General features: G+C 59.2%; 15 protein-coding genes and 1 tRNA gene. 8 read left to right on the top strand and 8 right to left on the bottom strand.

Annotated elements, in window-relative coordinates; all coding sequences use genetic code 11:
- The first annotated feature begins 110 nt into the window (after positions 1 to 110).
- From OKC29_RS08765 to OKC29_RS08755, 3 genes are all read left to right on the top strand, one after another.
- Positions 111 to 187, top strand: a tRNA-Pro gene (locus tag OKC29_RS08765).
- A gap of 133 nt (positions 188 to 320) precedes the next feature.
- A complete protein-coding gene (locus OKC29_RS08760) occupies positions 321 to 797 on the top strand; it encodes a CC0125/CC1285 family lipoprotein (RefSeq protein ID WP_162275716.1) in 477 nt (158 codons plus the stop codon).
- Between the two features lie 205 nt (positions 798 to 1,002).
- A complete protein-coding gene (locus tag OKC29_RS08755; RefSeq protein WP_024944897.1) occupies positions 1,003 to 2,262 on the top strand; it encodes a dicarboxylate/amino acid:cation symporter in 1,260 nt (419 codons plus the stop codon).
- A gap of 74 nt (positions 2,263 to 2,336) precedes the next feature.
- Here OKC29_RS08755 and OKC29_RS08750 read toward each other — a convergent pair whose 3' ends face one another.
- Entirely contained in the window at positions 2,337 to 2,792 is a 456-nt protein-coding gene (locus OKC29_RS08750; RefSeq protein ID WP_073350678.1) for a methyltransferase family protein, read from the bottom strand.
- 189 nt (positions 2,793 to 2,981) lie between these two features.
- Here OKC29_RS08750 and alr point away from each other — a divergent pair, with 189 nt between their 5' ends.
- Positions 2,982 to 4,208, top strand: a complete 1,227-nt coding sequence (gene alr, locus OKC29_RS08745) for an alanine racemase (protein WP_011706424.1) — start codon at positions 2,982 to 2,984, stop codon at positions 4,206 to 4,208.
- Between the two features lie 66 nt (positions 4,209 to 4,274).
- On the opposite strand, the gene OKC29_RS08740 is transcribed toward alr, so the two are convergent.
- The 7 genes from OKC29_RS08740 to OKC29_RS08710 all read right to left on the bottom strand — a co-directional run bounded on the left by OKC29_RS08740 (position 4,275) and on the right by OKC29_RS08710 (position 12,110).
- A complete protein-coding gene (locus OKC29_RS08740; RefSeq protein WP_011706425.1) occupies positions 4,275 to 5,219 on the bottom strand; it encodes a TerC family protein in 945 nt (314 codons plus the stop codon).
- 295 nt (positions 5,220 to 5,514) lie between these two features.
- Complete coding sequence (oppF, locus tag OKC29_RS08735; RefSeq protein ID WP_011706426.1) at positions 5,515 to 6,510, bottom strand: murein tripeptide/oligopeptide ABC transporter ATP binding protein OppF; 996 nt, start codon at positions 6,508 to 6,510, stop codon at positions 5,515 to 5,517.
- Complete coding sequence (locus OKC29_RS08730) at positions 6,511 to 7,491, bottom strand: ABC transporter ATP-binding protein (protein WP_017408089.1); 981 nt, start codon at positions 7,489 to 7,491, stop codon at positions 6,511 to 6,513.
- A 140-nt stretch (positions 7,492 to 7,631) separates the two neighbouring features.
- Positions 7,632 to 8,543: an oligopeptide ABC transporter permease OppC gene (gene oppC, locus OKC29_RS08725; protein ID WP_073350679.1), complete on the bottom strand. Its 912-nt coding sequence runs from the start codon at positions 8,541 to 8,543 to the stop codon at positions 7,632 to 7,634.
- 14 nt (positions 8,544 to 8,557) lie between these two features.
- Positions 8,558 to 9,478, bottom strand: a complete 921-nt coding sequence (oppB, locus tag OKC29_RS08720; protein ID WP_011706429.1) for an oligopeptide ABC transporter permease OppB — start codon at positions 9,476 to 9,478, stop codon at positions 8,558 to 8,560.
- A gap of 97 nt (positions 9,479 to 9,575) precedes the next feature.
- Positions 9,576 to 11,195 (bottom strand): ABC transporter substrate-binding protein, encoded by a 1,620-nt coding sequence (locus tag OKC29_RS08715; RefSeq protein ID WP_011706430.1) that lies wholly within the window; start codon positions 11,193 to 11,195, stop codon positions 9,576 to 9,578.
- Positions 11,196 to 11,474: 279 nt separating this feature from the next.
- Positions 11,475 to 12,110, bottom strand: a complete 636-nt coding sequence (locus OKC29_RS08710) for a YchE family NAAT transporter (RefSeq protein WP_016351085.1) — start codon at positions 12,108 to 12,110, stop codon at positions 11,475 to 11,477.
- Positions 12,111 to 12,379: 269 nt separating this feature from the next.
- Between OKC29_RS08710 and OKC29_RS08705 the strand changes: the two genes are divergently transcribed.
- The 4 genes from OKC29_RS08705 (at position 12,380) to OKC29_RS08690 (ending at position 19,340) form a co-directional block, all read left to right on the top strand.
- Positions 12,380 to 13,012, top strand: a complete 633-nt coding sequence (locus OKC29_RS08705; protein WP_162275717.1) for a 2OG-Fe dioxygenase family protein — start codon at positions 12,380 to 12,382, stop codon at positions 13,010 to 13,012.
- A 295-nt stretch (positions 13,013 to 13,307) separates the two neighbouring features.
- Positions 13,308 to 15,971, top strand: coding sequence for a bifunctional acetaldehyde-CoA/alcohol dehydrogenase (gene adhE / locus OKC29_RS08700; RefSeq protein WP_016351087.1), 2,664 nt, complete (start codon positions 13,308 to 13,310; stop codon positions 15,969 to 15,971).
- A gap of 109 nt (positions 15,972 to 16,080) precedes the next feature.
- Positions 16,081 to 17,316, top strand: coding sequence for an HD-GYP domain-containing protein (locus OKC29_RS08695; RefSeq protein WP_011706434.1), 1,236 nt, complete (start codon positions 16,081 to 16,083; stop codon positions 17,314 to 17,316).
- 353 nt (positions 17,317 to 17,669) lie between these two features.
- On the top strand, positions 17,670 to 19,340 hold the full coding sequence (locus OKC29_RS08690) for a sensor histidine kinase (protein WP_045789525.1): 1,671 nt from the start codon (positions 17,670 to 17,672) through the stop codon (positions 19,338 to 19,340).
- Positions 19,341 to 19,344 lie beyond the last annotated feature (4 nt).

Raw genomic sequence — 19,344 nt, 5'->3', positions numbered from 1 at the left:
AGCGCAGATTGCTCGCAAAGCAGGCGAACGATGCCGGAGTGGAATTTCCACTGTTGACAGGCAGGGTCCATCTCCATAAACTCAGCCCCCGTCAGCCGAGCTGACTCCGTCGGTGTGTAGCGCAGCCAGGTAGCGCATCTGCATGGGGTGTAGAGGGTCGGAGGTTCGAATCCTCTCACACCGACCAAATTCCCCGAGAAAGGCCTTGTCAGATGACAAGGCCTTTTCTTTTTGGTGCGGCGCGCCACCACGCAGCCTGCATTGTGCCGCCGATCGGTTTGTGCTGTAGTGATGCCCTGTGTTGCCAACCGGTGTTCGAGATGTCCTCTCCCCGCCCCTTTTGCCAGCGTCTGCTGTGGCTCGGCCTCTGCGCTCTCCTGCTGCTCGGCTGCGCCACCCCTTATCAGAGCCAGCCATCGTTCTGGAACGGCCAGACCGGTTTCTCTCAGACCCAGCTCGGGCCTGACAAGTGGCAGCTGGAATTTGTCGGCAACGATCTGGTAAGCCGGGAAACCGCCCGCAAGTATGTGCTGAAACGGGCGGGCGAAGTGGCACAAGCCGAAGGTTATCAGTGGCTTGAGGTCAATGAATTGACCCTGCAACGGGACGCGGTCAGGGTGACGCCGAGTCGCCCCCTGTTCGGGTTTGATGACGACGAGCCAGATCCCTTTCTGGATCAGCGCACCGTGGAGCACCGCATCTCGGCGTTGCTCATCTTCACCCTCACTCGCAGCGCGAAAAACGACCAAACCATGAAAGCCGATTATCTTGCAAACATTAAAATAAACAGCGATTAATATAGCCAAATTGCAAGATCTATATCACATACAACTAATGACAAGATAAAATTCTGCCACAAGGCGCTGGATTTACCCCCCCGGATTAGGCATTCTGCCAGCACACCGGCTGTCAGGAATCTACGGCTCGGATCACAAAAACGGACTGAAGCGGCACCCTTGCCGCTTGAAACGCTCTGCACTTATCAAAACTGGGACCCACCCCATGAAAATGAACAAATTGACGGTTGCCATCCTCATCGCGATGCTGGTTGGTATCCTGACTGGCCAGGGCTATCGCATGTTTGCCCCTGACCAGGCCGCCGGCTTTGCCAGCGACATCACCCTGTTGACCGATATCTTCCTGCGGCTGATCAAGATGATCATCGCCCCCCTGGTGTTCACCACCCTGGTGGTCGGCATCGCCAAGATGGGCGATACCCGCACCGTGGGCCGTATCGGCGCCAAAACCCTCGGCTGGTTCATGCTGGCCTCCCTGCTGTCGCTGACCCTGGGTCTGGTGATGGTCACCCTGATGCAACCGGGCGTGGGGCTCTCCCTCTCCCTGCCTGACGACACCGCCAGCTCCGGCGTGGTTGCCAGCGCCATCTCCCTCAAGGATTTCGTCACCCACGCCATTCCCAAAAGCGTGATCGAGGCGATGGCCACCAACGAGATCCTGCAGATCGTGGTGTTCTCCCTGTTCTTCGGGCTGGCTGCCGCCGCACTGGGTGATGCCGCCAAACCGGTGGTGATGCTGATGGCCAGCGCCGCCGAGATCATGCTCAAAGTGACCGGCTACGTGATGAACTTCGCTCCGTTTGCGGTGTTTGGCGCCATTGCCGCCATGGTCGCCAAGGAAGGGCTCGGCATCCTCGCCACCTATGGCACCTTCATGGCGCAGTTCTACCTGGCACTGGGTTGCCTCTGGCTGCTGCTGATCGCCATGGGCAGCCTGTTTATCCGCCGCCGCATCGTGACCTTGCTGGCGATGATCCGCGAGCCGATCCTGCTGGCCTTCTCCACCGCCAGCTCCGAAGCTGCCTACCCCAAGACCCTGGATCGTCTGGAGAAGTTCGGTTGTGACAAACGCATCGCCAGCTTCGTGCTGCCGATGGGCTACTCCTTCAACCTGGATGGCTCCATGATGTACTGCACCTTCGCGGTGATGTTCATCGCCCAGGCCTATGGCATCGAGCTCTCCATGGCCCAGCAGATCACCATGCTGCTGCTGCTGATGGTCACCTCCAAGGGGATGGCCGGCGTACCGCGCGCCTCCCTGGTGGTGATTGCCGCCACCCTCAACCAGTTCCACATCCCGGAAGCGGGCATCCTGCTGCTGCTCGGCATCGACCACTTCCTCGACATGGGTCGCTCCGCCACCAACGTGCTGGGCAACGCCATCGCCGCCAGCGTGGTCGCCAAGAGCGAAGACAGCCTGGGTGAAACCGAACCTCTGGGTGAGGTGGATACCGCCAAGGCGTGATCCCCGCATCATTCACATACAAACGGCCCGCAGATGCGGGCCGTTTTTTATGTCTCATGGCGACACAGCAAGGCTCAGCACCAACGCCTCACCCGCCGGCAATAATCGGCATAGCCATCGCCAAAGCGGGCCTGCAGCGCCCGCTCCTCCGGCACTATCTGCCAGCGGCTGAGCCAGCCCCACAGCAGCAGCGGACCGAGCCACACCCACAGCCCGCCCAGATAACAGGCCAGCGCCATCGTCCAGCAGAGCAGCCCCAGGTACATGGGATTGCGGCTGAGGCGATAGAGTCCGCCCGTTACCAGCGCACTGGCCTGCTCGGGGTGCAGCGGCGTCACCGTGGTGCCCTGGCGGCGAAAGCGCAGCACGCCCCCCAAGCCAAACACAGTACCCAGCACCGCCAACAACAGAGCGGCCAGCCGCCAACCGGCGCCAGAATTGCTCTCTGCTACGCCCCCCCACCCCAGCATGGCCGCCACGATCAGGCCAAACAGCAGCAGCGGTGGCACCCGACACTCAAGACTCATCATCTATTGACTCCTGGAGGGTGCCACGATCGGCACCTTGCGTTACACTTCCCGACGGGAATAGCGCCCTGGAAAATTGTCAAAGTTCATAACAATAACAATGCCTTGGCTACACTTTATCCCATCTGCGTGAAAACGGCCCCTAGCGACCGTCATGCACCTCAACCCAAACAATAAAAAAGGAACCACCCCATGCACAAGAAGACACTGCTGGCCACGCTGATCCTGGGCCTGCTGGCCGGTCAGGCCGTCGCGGCCCCTTACCTGCCGCTGGCCAGCGATCATCGCAACGGCGAAGTGCAGACCGCCAGCAATGCCTGGCTGGAAGTCGATCTCGGCGCCTTCGAGCACAACATCCAGACCCTCAAGGATCGCCTCGGTGACAAGGGGCCGAAGATCTGCGCCATCATGAAAGCAGACGCCTACGGCCACGGCATCGACCTGCTGGTGCCCTCGGTGGTCAAGGCCGGCATCCCCTGCATCGGCATCGCCAGCAACGAAGAGGCCCGCGTGGCCCGTGAGAAGGGCTTCACCGGCCGCCTGATGCGGGTACGTGCCGCCACCCCGGCCGAAGTGGAACAGGCCCTGCCCTACAAGATGGAAGAGCTCATCGGCAGCCTGGTGAGTGCTCAGGGCATCGCCGACATCGCCCAGCGCCACCACACCAATATCCCGGTGCACATCGCGCTCAACTCCGCCGGCATGAGCCGCAACGGCATCGATCTGCGCCTGGCTGACTCCAAGGAAGACGCGCTGGCCATGCTCAAGCTCAAGGGGATCACCCCGGTCGGCATCATGACCCACTTCCCGGTGGAGGAGAAAGAGGACGTCAAGATGGGGCTGGCCCAGTTCAAACTGGACTCCCAGTGGCTGCTGGAAGCGGGCAAGCTGGATCGCAGCAAGATCACCATCCACGCCGCCAACTCCTTCGCCACCCTGGAAGTGCCGGACGCCTACTTCGACATGGTGCGCCCGGGCGGCCTGCTGTACGGTGACTCCATCCCCTCCTACACCGAGTACAAGCGGGTGATGGCGTTCAAGACCCAGGTTGCCTCCGTCAACCACTACCCGGCCGGCAACACCGTCGGTTATGACCGCACCTTCACCCTCAAGCGCGACTCCTGGCTCGCCAACCTGCCGCTGGGCTACTCCGACGGCTATCGCCGGGCGTTGAGCAACAAGGCTTATGTGCTGATCCAGGGCCAGAAGGTGCCGGTGGTGGGTAAGACCTCCATGAACACCATCATGGTGGACGTGACCGATCTGAAAGGGGTCAAACCCGGTGACGAGGTGGTGCTGTTCGGCCGCCAGGGTGAAGCCGAGGTGAAACAGGCAGATCTGGAAGAGTACAACGGCGCCCTGCTGGCGGACATGTACACCATCTGGGGCTACACCAACCCCAAGAAGATCAAGCGCTGATAACGCGATATGAAAAAAGGGCTCCCGCGGGAGCCCTTGTTGTCAGTGCTTTATAGTCTGCCGCGTTCAAGCGGTTTTTTTGCGGGTCACCCAGAGGCTCAACCCCATGGAGGCCAGCAGGATCAGCGCAACCACACCCAATGCAATGCCGGTGGGGATCTTGAAGATATCCAGCAGCAGCATCTTGACCCCGATGAACATCAGGATCAGCGCCAGCCCGTACTTGAGCAGGGCGAAGCGCTCAGCCACGCCCGCCAGCAGGAAGTACATGGCACGCAGACCCATGATGGCGAAGATGTTGGAGGTCAGCACGATGAAGGGATCCGTGGTCACCGCGAAGATGGCCGGGATGCTGTCCACCGCGAAAATGAGATCGCTCACCTCCACCAGCACCAGAATGAGCAGCAGCGGCGTGGCGTAACGCACGCCATCGCGCCAGACGAAGAAGTTCTCCCCCTCCAGCGTCTCCGTCACCTTGAAGCGACGACGCATCCAGCCCAGCAGCGGGTTGTTGGCCAGATCGGGCTCCTTGTCGGCCGCCCACAGCATCTTGACCCCGGTCAGCAGCAGGAAGGCGCCAAACAGGTAGAGGATCCAGTGGAACTGCTCGATGAGCCAGCTGCCGGCGAACACCATGCCGGCCCGCATCACGATGGCACCCAGTACCCCGTACAGCAGCACCCGGCGCTGCAGCTCGGCCGGAATGGCAAAGTAGCCGAACAGCATCAGCCAGACGAAGACGTTGTCCACCGCCAGCGCCTTCTCGATGAGGTAGCCGGTGAGGAACTCCAGCCCCTTCTGGTTGGCAATTTCACGGCCTGCGCTGTGATCCAGCCAGAACCAGATGGCCAGGTTGAACAAGAGCGCCACGCTGATCCAGATGAGGGACCAGATCCCTGCCTCTTTGAGCGACACCTTGTGCGCCTTGCCACCGCCGACAAAGCGGATATCAATCCATAACAGGACCAGCACTATGCTGAAGAAACCGGCCCACATCCACCATTCACCCATTTTTCACTTCTCCCAAAAACGACAAAACCCACGACCGAGAGGCGTGGGTTTGCGTTTGGAGCAGATACACCTTGCCTCTCGGCAAGGTCTCACTTACAGCCGACTTGCGTCAACTGCCCGGCTGCCGGGTGCACTGCAGGATATGGGTGCACCGTAATGACGACAAACCGGCGAGAAGTTACTCCCCTTGTTGCGCGGATAGTAACAGCGGAAAAAGATAACGCCAAGAGGCATCTTCATGCCGGCTGCAAAAAAACAGGGCGCCACCCGGGCGCCCTGTTCTGCCTGCTCATCCTCAGAGCGGATCCGCCTTGAGGCAGGAGACCGCATGGTCGAAGTTGCCCTCGAGCTGCGGCCGGGTCTTGGCACACTCAGGGCCGGCCACCGGGCAGCGGGTGCGGAACACGCAGCCTGAGGGCGGGTTCATCGGCGATGGCAAATCCCCCTCCAGGATCTGGATGGTCTTGCTGCGCTCCAGATCCGGATCCGGAATGGGCACGGCCGACATCAGCGCCTTGGTATAGGGGTGCAAGGGGTTGGCGAAGATCTCCTTGCGGGTCCCCAGCTCCACCGCATTGCCCAGATACATCACCAGCACCCGATCCGAGATGTGCTTGACCACCGACAGATCGTGGGCGATGAAAATGAGCGACAGCCCCATCTCCTTCTGGATAGCCTTGAGCAGGTTGACCACCTGAGCCTGGATGGAGACATCCAGCGCCGACACCGGCTCGTCACAGATGATCATCTTGGGCTCGAGGATCAGCGCCCGGGCGATGCCGATGCGCTGGCACTGACCGCCGGAGAACTCATGGGGATAGCGGTTGACCAGGTTGGGCAAGAGCCCCACCTTGCTCATCATGGCCCGCACCTTCTCCTTCACCTGATCTCGGGAGAGGTCGGGATAGAAGGTGATGAGCGGCTCGGCGATGATGTCGCCGATGGTCATGCGCGGGTTGAGGGAGGCCAGCGGATCCTGGAAGATCATCTGGATCTCTTTGCGCTTCTCGCGCAGCGCCTTCTGGTCGAGCTTGGTCAGATCGTTGCCCAGCCACACTACCTTGCCGTCGGTGGCCGGCACCAGGCCGATCAGCGCCCGGGCAAAGGTGGACTTACCACAGCCGGACTCCCCGACCACGCCCAGGGTCTCTCCCTCGTACAGGCGCAGGGTTACCCCGTCCACCGCCTTCAGTGCGGAGGGTTTGGCCCAGGGCCAGGCCTTGTCACTCTTGATGCTGAAGTGGACCTTGAGGTCGGACACTTCCAGCAGCAGTTTCTTGTCAGTCCCCATTTAGTTCACTCCCTTGATCATGGCATCCGATACCCAGTGGCAGGCCCGCTCCCGGCCGTCGTTGAACGGCGTCAGAATTGGCGACTGCTTGCCGCAAATCTCGCTCACCCGGTGGCAGCGCTCCTGGAAGGGGCAGCCGGTGGGCAGACGCAGCAGGTTGGGCGGATTGCCCGGGATGGTGGGCAGCTCTTCCCCTTCGGTGTCGAGGCGGGGAATGGCGCGCAACAAGCCCTCGGTATAGGGGTGGCTCGGGCGATAGAAGATATCGTTGACCTTGCCGTACTCCATGGTACGGCCGGCATACATCACCAGCACCTTGTCGCAGATGCCCGCCACCACGCCCAGATCGTGGGTGATCATGATGATGGCGGTATTGAACTCGCGCTTGAGCTCGTTCATCAGGGTCATGATCTGGGCCTGCACGGTCACGTCCAGCGCGGTGGTCGGCTCGTCGGCGATGAGCAGTTGCGGCCGGCACAACAGCGCCATGGCGATCATTACCCGCTGGCGCATGCCACCGGAAAATTCGTGAGGATACATCCCCATCCGCTTGCGCGCTTCCGGGATCTTGACCGCATCCAGCATGCGCACCGACTCTTCGAACGCTTCGGCCTTGCTGACGCCCTTGTGCAGCATCAGCACTTCCATCAGCTGATCCTTCACCTTCATGTAGGGGTTGAGCGAGGTCATGGGGTCCTGGAAGATCATGGCGATCTTCTCGGAGCGGATCTTGTTGAGCTTGTGCTCCGGCAGGTTCAGGATCTCGTCGCCCTGAAATTTGGCCGAGCCGGTGATGACGCCGTTCTTGGCCAGCAGCCCCATGATGGCGAACGCGGTCTGGGATTTGCCCGAACCGGACTCGCCGACGATCCCCAGGGTCTCGCCCGCAGCGAGGGAGAAGTTGAGGTCATTGACCGCCACCACATTGCCGTCCGGGGTCTTGAACTCAACCCGCAGATCTTTTACATCCAGTAATTTCATAAAAACTCCTTATCGATCTTTCGTGACGTTTTCCTGTCGATCCGATGCGCTATCCGCCCGATTGAGCCGCACTCTGCGGCCCCTCGGCGCGTTGTTTCAGCGCTCCTTCGCCGTTCTGTCAGCGATCTTTCGCCGCTTTCTCAGCGATCCTTCGGATCGAGGGCGTCACGCAGACCATCCCCGAGGAAGTTGAAGCAAAACAGGGTCACCACCATGAAACCGGCGGGGAACAGGAGTTGCCAGATGGCCACTTCCATCGACTTGGAGCCTTCATCCAGCAGAGCACCCCAGCTGGTCATGGGCTCTTGTACGCCCAGCCCCAGGAAGCTCAGGAAGGATTCGAACATGATCATGCCCGGCACCAGCAGGGTGGCGTAGACCGCCACGATACCCAGCACGTTCGGCACGATGTGACGGGTGATGATCTTCCACTTGGAGACGCCGCAGACGTGAGCCGCCTCGATGAACTCCTTGCTCTTGAGGCTCAGGGTCTGGCCTCGCACGATCCGCGCCATGTCGAGCCAGCTCACCGCGCCGATGGCGATGAAGATGAGCGCCAGGTTGCGGCCGAAGAAGGTCACCAGCATGATCACGAAGAACATGAAGGGGAAGGCGTTGAGGATCTCAAGCACCCGCATCATCAGGCTGTCGACCCGACCGCCGATGAAGCCGGAGGCCGCGCCGTAGAGGGTGCCGATGATAACGGCCACCATGGCCCCCATGATGCCGACCATCAGCGAGATGCGCCCGCCAAGCAGGGTACGCACGAACAGATCGCGCCCCAGGCTGTCGGTGCCAAACCAGTGGCCGGTTTCCATGTCCGGAGCCGCCTGCATGGCGCCCCAGTCAGGATCGTCGAAGGTGTATTGGGACAGATGCGGTCCCGCGATCACCGCCAGACCGATGATGGTCAGGATGATGAGGCTGGTGAGCGCGGCCTTGTTGCGCAGGAAACGGCGACGGGCATCCTTCCACAGGGAGCGTCCTTCCACCACTTCCACTTGCTGGGCGAACGCCTCGACGGCTTCGCGTTTTTCAGTTGTGACAACCATGATGTACTCCCGACTTAGTAACGGATCTTGGGATCGATAAAGGCATAGAGAATATCGACCACGGCGTTAAAGGTGATGGTGAGGGCACCGACCAGAATGGTCAGACCGAGCACCATGGAGTAATCACGGTTGAGGGCACCGTTGACGAACAGCTGGCCAATCCCCGGCAGGCCGAAGATGGTTTCGATCACCACGGAACCCGTGATGATGCCGACAAAGGCCGGGCCAAGGTAAGAGACCACCGGCAGCATGGCCGGACGCAACGCGTGTTTCAGGATGATATGGCGCAACGGCAAGCCCTTGGCGCGGGCGGTACGGATGAAGTTGGAGTTCATGGTCTCGATCATGCTGCCCCGCATGATCCGCGAGATGGCGGAGATGTAGTACATCATCATGCCGAACACCGGCAGCACCATGAATTGCACCCCGCCGCCCTGCCAGCCACCGGCCGGGAACCAACCGAGATGGATACTGAACAGCAACACCAGCAAGGGCGCCAGCACAAAGCCCGGGATCACCACCCCGGCCATGGCCGACGACATCAACAGGTAGTCGATGACGGTATTCTGTTTCAAGGCGGCAATGGTGCCGAAGGTGACCCCCAGTGTCACCGCGAACAGAAAGGCAAAAGAACCAATCTTGGCCGATACCGGCAGCGCCTGGCTCACCAGATCGTTGACGGTGAAGTCCTTGTATTTGAAGGAGGGACCGAGGTCGCCCTGCACCAAGTTGCCCAGATAGGTGAGGTATTGCACGCCGATGGGCTTGTCGAGGCCATATTTGGCTTCGATGTTGGCCAGAACTTCCGGCGGCAGGGAGCGTTCGCTGGTGAAGGGGTTGCCCGGCGCGAAACGCATCATGAAGAAGGAGACGGTGATCAAGACCAGCAGAGTCGGGATCGCTTCCAGTAGACGTTTAAAAATGAATTTCAACATAGACAATTCCTGTCCTGTACTGCTTCCAAAGGGTCGCGGTTGTAATAAAGGCCCGCCATCCGGCGGGCCTGCTTTGTTATGCGACGTGTTACTTTACTCAGTGAGCAATGATGTACATGTCTTTGCTGTAGAGGTTGTCCAGCGGGTTGGCCGGGTAGCCGCCCACGTAGGACTTGACCATGCGGGAGGTCACGTACTGATAGATGGGAGCGATCGGCATGTCCTTGGCCAGGATCTCTTCAGCCTGCACATAGAGCTTGTTGCGGGCATCGGCATCCACCTGATTGCGAGACTCGTTCATCAGCTTGTCAAACGCCGGATTGGAGTATTTGCCGTCGTTGTTGCCGTGCGTGGTCTGCATCAGATCCAGCATGGAAGAGGCTTCGTTGTAGTCGGCGATCCAGCCGGCACGACCCACGTCAAACTGACCCTGCTTCTTGGTTTCCAGGTAGGTTTTCCATTCCTGGTTGACCAGGCTCACCTGCACGCCCAGCTTCTTCCACATGGAAGCCACGGCAACCGCCACTTTCTTGTGGTTGTCGTCGGTGTTGTAGAGCAGCTCGAACTTGAGCGGCTTGCCCGGGCCGAAACCGGCTTCGGTCAGCAGCTCTTTCGCCTTGGCATCACGCTCTGCCTGGGTCAGCTTGGACCAGGCCGGCGCCACCGGCTTGAAGCCGTCCACGAAATCAGGCACCAGGGTGTAGCCCGGAGTCTCGCCCTTGCCCATCACCTTGTCGGCGATCACGTTGCGGTCGATGGCATAAGAGAGGGCGGTACGCACCCGCACGTCATCAAACGGCTTGTGCTTGAAGTTGTACTGGTAGTAGTAGGTACCGACATAGCCGCTCACCTTCACCTCGTTCGGCAGCTCCTTCTTCATCTGCTTGAAGCGCTCGATGGGCATGTTGTAGGTGAGATCCACTTCGCCGGCCAGATAGCGGTTCAGCTCGGCGTTGGTGGACTGAATCGGCAGATAGGTCACCTTGTTGATGACGGTCTTGGCGTTGTTCCAGTAGTTCGGGTTGCGCTCGACGTCGACGCGTTCGTTGACCACCCAATCCTTCAGCACATAGGCACCGTTGGATACCATGTTGCCGGGCTGGGTCCACTTGTCACCGAACTTCTCGATCACCTTCTTCGGCACCGGGTAGGTGGTGGTGTGGGAGAGCATGCTGACGAAGTAAGGCACCGCCTTCTCCAGCTGCACCTCGAAGGTGTAGTCGTCCACTGCCTTCACGCCCAGGGTGTCGGCCGCTTTCTTGCCGGCGATGATCTCGCTGGCATTGACGATGGTCGGGATCTCCAGATACCAGGAGTAGGGAGACGCCGTCTTGGGATCCACGGCCCGCTTGAAGGCGAACTCGAAATCGTGGGCTGTCACGGGATCCCCGTTGGACCACTTGGCATCTTTGCGCAGGTGGAACACGAAGTGTTTGTTGTCCTTGGTTTCCCAGGACTCGGCCATGGCGGGAAGCACTTCCCCTTTGGGGCCGGAGGCAACGAGACCTTCGAACAGGTCACGCAGAATATTGGATTCAACCGTTCCTTCGGTTTTGTGCGGGTCGAGAGTGGCAGGCTCGGAGCCATTGCCTTTTACCAGCTGCTGAACGTCAGCCAGTTTGGTACCTGCGGGAACATCGGCGGCTTGTGCCGCGTTGACACCGCCGAACAGTGCTGCCACCAAGAGGGTATTAATCATTGTTTTTTTATGAGTCATTTCCATACTCCACAAGAACATTCCATGCAATTTTCCATCAACGGGATAAGTACCCCGCTGCCAGCATAATTCCCTGACATTTCTGATAATGCAATAGATATTGTCAGGCAGGGCTGGACTTCATGGTCAAAAAAGCAGCTTTTAACCAATTATTCAGAATTTAAATATCGCGTGATGGACGTTTTTTATACAAACCCGCTCGATTCTAGGAAATGACCAACAAAAAAGAAACAATAAAAAGCCGGTCACGAGGACCGGCTCCAACAAAACAGACCTGAATCACATCAATCCGGGGAAGACCCCCTTGATCCCCGCCACCATGATCTCGATGCCAAGCGACATCATGATGAGACCCATGATCCGGGTGACCACGTTGATGCCGGTGTTGCCCATCACCTTGAACAGCAGGGGGGCGGCGCGGAAGATGAGCCAGGAGCAGAAGGCAAACACCATCACCACCACCGACATCCCCAGCATCTGGGACCAGGTGCTCTGGCTGGCATAGACAATAGAGGAAGAGATGGCGCCGGGGCCGGCCATCAGCGGCAGCGCCAGCGGCACCACAGCGACAGATTCCCGCGCGGCGAGCTCCCCTTTCTCCTGCTTGTTGTGCTTCACCTCCCCCAGCTTGCCCTGCAGCATGGACCAGGCGATCAGGGTGATGAGCGAGCCGCCGGCAATGCGAAACGACGCCAGCGAGATGCCGAAACCATCGAGGATCAGCTGCCCCATGTACATGGAGACCAGCAGGATGATCATCACCGCAATGTTGGCGGTGGTGTTGGTCTTCATCCGCTCTTCCGGCGTTTGATGGCTGGTCAGGCTGACAAACACCGGCAACAGGCCGAGCGGGTTGATGATCGCGAACAAACCGATGAAAAACTTCAGATATAAAGAGACGTCAATTGCTGCCATAGGCGCCATCCAGAAGTAGAACGAGGCCCTGCGGGCCACCCCGATAAACCGTGCGTAAATTTACACCATGGCCGAAACCTTCACCAATCAAATAATCTCACCCTTTCCGTGGCTTTTCAGTTAGTTCCTCTAATGTCACGACGAAATTCAACATATCGAGTTGTTAATAAAGATTGTCGCCATTTAACACTCTGATAAAATCACTTCGAGTTTTATGCGGCCACGGAGTTTTGGCGCAACATTTCATCTTCGTAAAAAAGGATTTTGTAATGATTGATACGGACATCAAGTTGCAATGGCATCTGGATTCACTGCCCGCAGGCAGTGTCGACCCGCTGCAGGGCTTCTTCGACCGGCTGCCGGTTGATCCCTATATCCAGGGCCGCTTTCGCGAACGCCGTTACGGCCGGGTTGAAAAAGAGGGCAGCCGCTTTTATCCCCTCGACAACGGCGTCTTCTTCCAGGCGGCCGCCATCAACAAGTTCCTGGGGGACGTGCCCAGAACCTATGCCGAGCTGGATCCCGCCTTCGTCGCCCACCCCACCTTCCAGCTGATGCTGGCCCGCTTTGCCCGCCATACCCGGCTGGCGGATGGCCAGGCCATCGGCATTCACCAGATGCGCATCGTCACCGGCGAAGGTGAAAGCGTGCCGCCCGCCCCGGAAGGCGTGCATCAGGACGGCTTTGATTTCATCGGGGTGTTCTTTTGTGGCAGTGACGGGGTCAGCGGCGGCGCCTTGCAGCTCTATCATGGATTAAAAGAACAACCATTTTTTCAACAACAATTAAACGCTGGCGAGTATCTGATCCTGGATGATCGCCGTTTCTATCACAATGCCGCCCCCATACAGCCCCAGGGTCCGCACCGGGGACACTGGGACGTAATCGTGCTAACTGCTTGAAAAATGGTGCGTGAGCCCCTGTTCACGCCCCATTCATCCCGCTTCTGGCCCACTCAACAACTGCGCAACATCTGGCAAACATGTATTGTGAAACAAAATTTCTTTTGTTCTTTTGTTACACATGATCCAGATCAAGTTTTTCTGAGTCAGCCCCGCTCTATAATCGACTCAGAAAGCGATTTAGTAAGGCATGTAAATACCCCGTTGTGGTGATTCTGTTCTTGACAGGGCATCTATAATTGCCGGGCATTGCCAACGTCTTACTAAACAGTTTTCAAATCATCAGGAGATAAACATGGCAGTAACCAATATGGCTGAACTGGATGCACTGGTCGCCCGCGTCAAAGAAGCACAGCGTGAATTCGCCAGCTTCTCGCAAGAGCAGGTAGACAAGATCTTCCGTGCCGCCGCCCTGGCCGCCAGCAATGCCCGTATCCCCCTGGCCCAGATGGCCGTGGAAGAATCCGGTATGGGTATCATCGAAGACAAGGTTATCAAGAACCACTTCGCCTCCGAATACATCTACAACAAGTACAAAGAAGAGAAGACCTGCGGCATCCTCAGTGAAGATGACGAGATGGGTACCATCACCATCGCCGAGCCGGTAGGTATCATCTGCGGTATCGTACCGACCACCAACCCGACTTCCACTGCGATCTTCAAATCCCTGATCTCCCTGAAGACCCGCAACGCCATCATCTTCTCCCCGCACCCCCGTGCGAAGAACTCCACCAATACCGCTGCCAAGCTGGTACTGGATGCAGCCATTGCCGCTGGTGCACCGAAAGACATCATCGGCTGGATCGATCAACCGACCGTTGAACTCTCCAACGCCCTGATGAAGCACAACGACATCAACCTGATCCTGGCCACCGGTGGCCCGGGCATGGTGAAAGCCGCTTACTCCTCTGGCAAACCTGCCATCGGTGTGGGTGCCGGTAACGTGCCTGTTGTCATCGACGAAACTGCCGATGTGAAGCGCGCCGTCGCCTCCATCCTGATGTCCAAAACCTTCGACAACGGTGTGGTCTGTGCCTCCGAGCAAGCCGTCATCGTGGTTGACTCCATCTATGACCAGGTGAAAGAGCGTTTCGCGACTCACAACGGTTATGTGCTGACCAAAGAAGAAGCTGACAAGGTCCGCAAGGTCATCCTGATCAACGGTGCCATGAACGCCAACATCGTGGGCCAGCCAGCCACCAAGATCGCCGAAATGTCCGGTGTGACCGTGCCCCCCACCACCAAGATCCTCATCGGTGAAGGTCTGGAAGTGTGTGAAGAGGAAGAGTTCGCTCACGAGAAGCTCTCCCCGACCCTGGGTATGTTCCGCGCCAAGAACTTCGAAGAAGCCGTCGAAATGGCCTGCACCATGGTCAACCTCGGTGGTATCGGCCACACCTCCGGTCTGTACACCGACCAGGATCGCAACGCCGACCGCATCAAGTACTTCGGCGACAAGATGAAGACCGCCCGTATCCTGATCAACACCCCGACCACTCAGGGTGGTATCGGTGACCTGTACAACTTTGCCATCGCACCGTCCTTGACGCTGGGTTGCGGTTCCTGGGGTGGTAACTCCATCTCCGAAAACGTGGGTCCCAAGCACCTGATCAACAAGAAGACAGTCGCAAAACGGGCAGAAAATATGCTGTGGCACAAACTTCCGAAATCCATCTACTTCCGTCGTGGTTCCCTGCCGATCGCCCTGGGCGACCTGGAAGGTAAAAAACGCGCACTGGTCGTGACCGACCGCTTCCTGTTCAACAACGGCTACGCCGACGAAGTGGTTCGTCTGCTCAAGGGCCTGAAGATGGAAGTGGAAGTGTTCTACGAAGTAGAAGCCGACCCGACCCTGTCCGTGGTACGCAAAGGCGCCGAGATGGCCCACTCCTTCAAGCCGGACGTGATCGTCGCGCTGGGCGGTGGTTCACCGATGGATGCGGCCAAGATCATGTGGGTGATGTACGAGCACCCGGAAACCGCGTTCGAAGACTTGGCCATGCGCTTCATGGACATCCGCAAGCGTATCTACAAGTTCCCGAAAATGGGCGTGAAGGCCGAACTGGTCTGTATCACCACCACTTCCGGTACCGGTTCTGAAGTGACCCCGTTCGCGGTCGTGACCGACGACGCCACCGGCATGAAATACCCGCTGGCCGACTACGAGCTGACCCCGAACATGGCCATCGTCGACGCCAACCTGGTCATGGGCATGCCCAAATCCCTGTGCGCCTTCGGCGGTATCGATGCCGTGACTCACGCCATGGAAGCCTACGTTTCCGTACTGGCCAACGAGTACTCCGACGGTCAGGCGCTGCAAGCCCTGAAACTGCTCAAAGAGTACCTGCCGTCCAGCTACCAGAACGGTGCCAACGACCCGGTTGCTCGCGAGAAGGTGCACAACGCCGCCACCATCGCCGGTATCGCGTTCGCCAACGCCTTCCTGGGTGTGTGCCACTCCATGGCTCACAAACTGGGTGCCGAGTTCCACATTCCGCACGGTCTGGCCAACGCCCTGCTGATCAGCAACGTGATCCGCTACAACGCCAACGACAACCCGACCAAGCAGACTGCGTTCTCCCAGTACGACCGTCCGCAGGCTCGCCGTCGCTACGCCGAAGTGGCCGACCACCTGGGTCTGACTGCAGCCGGTGACCGTACCGCCGCCAAGATCGAGAAGCTGCTGGTATGGCTGGACGAGCTGAAAGCCACTCTGGGTATCCCGGCCTCCATCCGTGAAGCCGGCGTGTCTGAAGCGGACTTCCTGGCCAAGGTTGACCAGCTGGCCGTGGAGGCCTTCGATGACCAGTGCACCGGCGCCAACCCGCGCTACCCGCTGATCAGCGAGCTGAAAGCCATCCTGCTGGACACCTACTACGGCCGTCCCTTCACCGAAGACGCTCAGGTAGCGGCCAAGGTAGAAGCCAAGGTTGAAGGCAAGAAGAAGTCCAAAGCCTGATAAGCTGAACCGACTCGAGAGCCCGCGCACATGCGCGGGCTTTTTTGTTTGTCTATCTGCTTAATTTTGCTAGCTTGTTCATAGGCATTCATGAAATGCGAGCTAGCGTATGGCGCTGATACAAGCCTCCATCGAGCAGTTGCGGGTAGGCCACTACATCCATCTCCCCACGGGATGGACCAACCACCCTTTTATGTTCAATGCATTCAAGATCAAGGATCAGCAGCAACTCGACATCATTCGCCATCTCGATCTCAGCCTGCTGATGGTGGATCCCGACAAGAGCGATCTGCCTATCGAACCCATCTTGCGCGGTGACATTCCTTCCGCCGGGCCTGACCTGTCGATCATCGAAGAGCTGGTGGAGAGCGGCCCTGCCCCGTTTGATGAGAAAGCCTTTCGCCGCTCCCTGCGCGCCGCCGACAAGGCCTTCGGCCAATCCATGTCCGAACTGCGCGATGCACTGGGGGCCCTCAACCTCAAGCCGGACGAAGGGCTCGCCAACACGGCGCAGATAGTGCGCAACGCTGCCGCCCGCATCAGTGCCCACGAAGGCCCGCTCGGCCTACACCTCATTCGCAGCCCGCACACCGACATCCTGCTGCAGCACAGCCTGAACGTGGCCTTCATCGCCATGTTGATGGCCCGCGAGCTCGGCATGAACCCCATTGAAATCGAAGAGACCGGGCTGGCCGGCCTGGTGCACGACATCGGCGAGCTGAAGATCCCGACCCAGATCACCCAGAAACGGGGGGAGCTCAACAAGTCGGAGCAAAACTTCCTCAACATGCACCCCCAGTACGGGCTGGAGATGCTGACCCAGTTGCAGGCCTTCGAGCCCAAGATCCGCCAGGTGGCCCATCTGCATCACGAGCGCCTCGACGGCAGCGGCTTTCCCCTTGGCATCAAGGGGGGGGAGATCCCGCCGCTGGCGCGGATCATCGGGCTGGTGGATTACTATGACGAGCTGCTGCACCCGCGCAACAGCGCCACGCCGGCGGCGCCGAGCCAGGCCATCAGCCAGCTCTACAAGCTGTCGCAGAAGAAATTCGATCAGGATCTGGTCAAGCTGCTGATCAAGGTGCTGGGGGTCTATCCGCCCGGCTCGCTGGTGATGCTCTCCGATGACTCGGTGGCGCTGGTGCTCTCCACCGAGCCCACCATGCCGCTCAAGCCCAAGGTGCTGCCTTACATCAAGGCACAGCGGCCGGAAGGGGTGGCGATGATCGACCTGCGGGAAGATGAACGCACCATCAAATCATTTATCAAGCAGGAAGAGCTGGATGAGGGGCAACGGCTGTTTTTCAACCTGACCCGACGCTTCTGTTACTATTTTGCCTTCTGAGTTATCCCCAGAAGCTGGGGATAACTCATTGGACAAACCTGAATAATCACTCGATTGCCCGCAAAATTGTTCGCCATCCACCATGGATAAAAAACGCCCAGCCAAGGGGCTGGGCGGAGCATGCCACCTCCGTGTGGCGTATCCAGCGGATACATTCATGCTCCATCCAGCAATATCAACCCTTGGGCGATTACACAAATATCAATTTAACATGCTGATTTAATATGGTTTTATTTCACGTTTCTGGCACACTGCGGCCGCAATCCCGCCCTGGCGCCCCGCAGAACAAGATCCTGATCACATTTATTCAAGGTTGCCGCTTTTTTCGGCACGGACTCTGAGGAACGTTTTTTATGCAGTTGGTCCTCTCCCTGCTTCAACAGATGAGCGTCAGCCTGGTCATCGCCTACCTCTTTTCCAAGAGTCCGCTGCTGCGTCCGCTGGCCAACTACTCGGTCAGGCTGCCTCACAAGGTGCTCATCTACATTACCTTCTCCTGCTTCTGCATTCTCGGCACCTACGTGGGGCTGGACATCGACGACGCCATCGCCAATACCCGCGCCGTCGGCGCCGTGCTGGGCGGGCTGCTGGGGGGCCCGCTGGTGGGCTTTCTGGTGGGGCTGACCGGCGGCCTGCACCGCTATACCCTGGGTGGCTTCACCGATCTCGCCTGCGCCATCTCCACCACCTGCGAGGGGCTGCTGGGCGGGCTGGTGCACTGGCGGCTGATGCGGGCGGGCAAGATGGATGCGCTGTTCGAGCCGCGCATCGCCTTCTTCACCACCCTCTACGCCGAGATCATGCAGATGGTGATCATCCTGCTGGTGGCCACGCCATTCGATAAATCCCTGCTGCTGGTGCGCACCATCGCCACCCCCATGATCCTGGCCAACTCCTGCGGCGCCGCGCTCTTCATCAGCATGATCCGCGATCAGCAGCAGATGTACGAGAAGTTCTCCCGGGTCTTCTCCGCCAAGGCGCTCAATATCGCCAACCGCACCGTCGGCATCATGAGCCAGGGCTTCACCCCCGAGGCCAGCCACAAGATTGCTCGCATCATCCAGGAGGAGACCGGGGTGGGCGCCGTCGCCATCACAGATACCGACAAGATCCTCGCCTTCATCGGCATCGGCGAGGATCACCATCAGCCTGGCACCCCCATCACCTCGGCCATCACCATGCAGGCCATCGCCCGCAACAAGGTGCTGTTTGCCGACGGCAACAGCCAACCCTACCGCTGCAGCATCTCGCCCCAGTGCCAGCTCGGCTCGGTGCTGGTGATCCCGCTGCACGGCGACGAGGGGGTGATCGGCACCATCAAGCTCTATGAGCCCAAGAAGCGGCTGTTCCTCAAGATCAACCACACCCTGGGAGAAGGGATTGCCAACCTGCTCTCCCAGCAGTTGCTGACCGGCCGGCTGGAGCAGCAGCAGCGACTGCTGGTACAGTCCGAGCTCAAGCTGGTGCAGGCCCAGATCAATCCCCACTTTCTGTTCAACACCCTCAATACCATCAGCGCCATCACCCGGCGCGAACCGGAGCGGGCGCGCCAACTGCTGCTGCACCTCTCCCTGTTCTTTCGCAAGAACCTCAAGCGCCAGAGCGGCCTGGCCACCCTGCAGGAGGAGCAGGAGCACTGCCAATCCTATCTGGAGATCGAGCTGGCCCGCTTTGGCGATCGACTGACGGTGCAAAACGAGATCCCGCCGGCCCTCGCCGACCTCAAGCTGCCGAGCTTCACCCTGCAGCCCCTCATCGAGAACGCCATCAAGCACGGCATTTCCACCCTGCTGGAGCGGGGGCACATTCGCCTCTACACCGAGCAGACGGCAGAGCGGGTCACCATCCACGTGGAGGACAATGCCGGCACCTGGCAGGAGAAACCGGCCGGCGACGGGCTCGGCATGACCCTGGTGGACCGGCGCCTCAAGAGCGCCTTCGGCAACCGCTATGGTCTGAGCGTCAGTTGCGAGCCCGACTGCTGGACCCGGGTCTCCGTCACCCTGCCAAGGGAGCTGCCATGATCCA

This window comes from Aeromonas sp. QDB34 (genome assembly GCF_027705405.1).
Lineage (GTDB): Bacteria > Pseudomonadota > Gammaproteobacteria > Enterobacterales > Aeromonadaceae > Aeromonas > Aeromonas hydrophila.
Note: the sequence above shows the minus strand (reverse complement) of the source record. Positions and strands in the feature narration are given on the sequence as shown.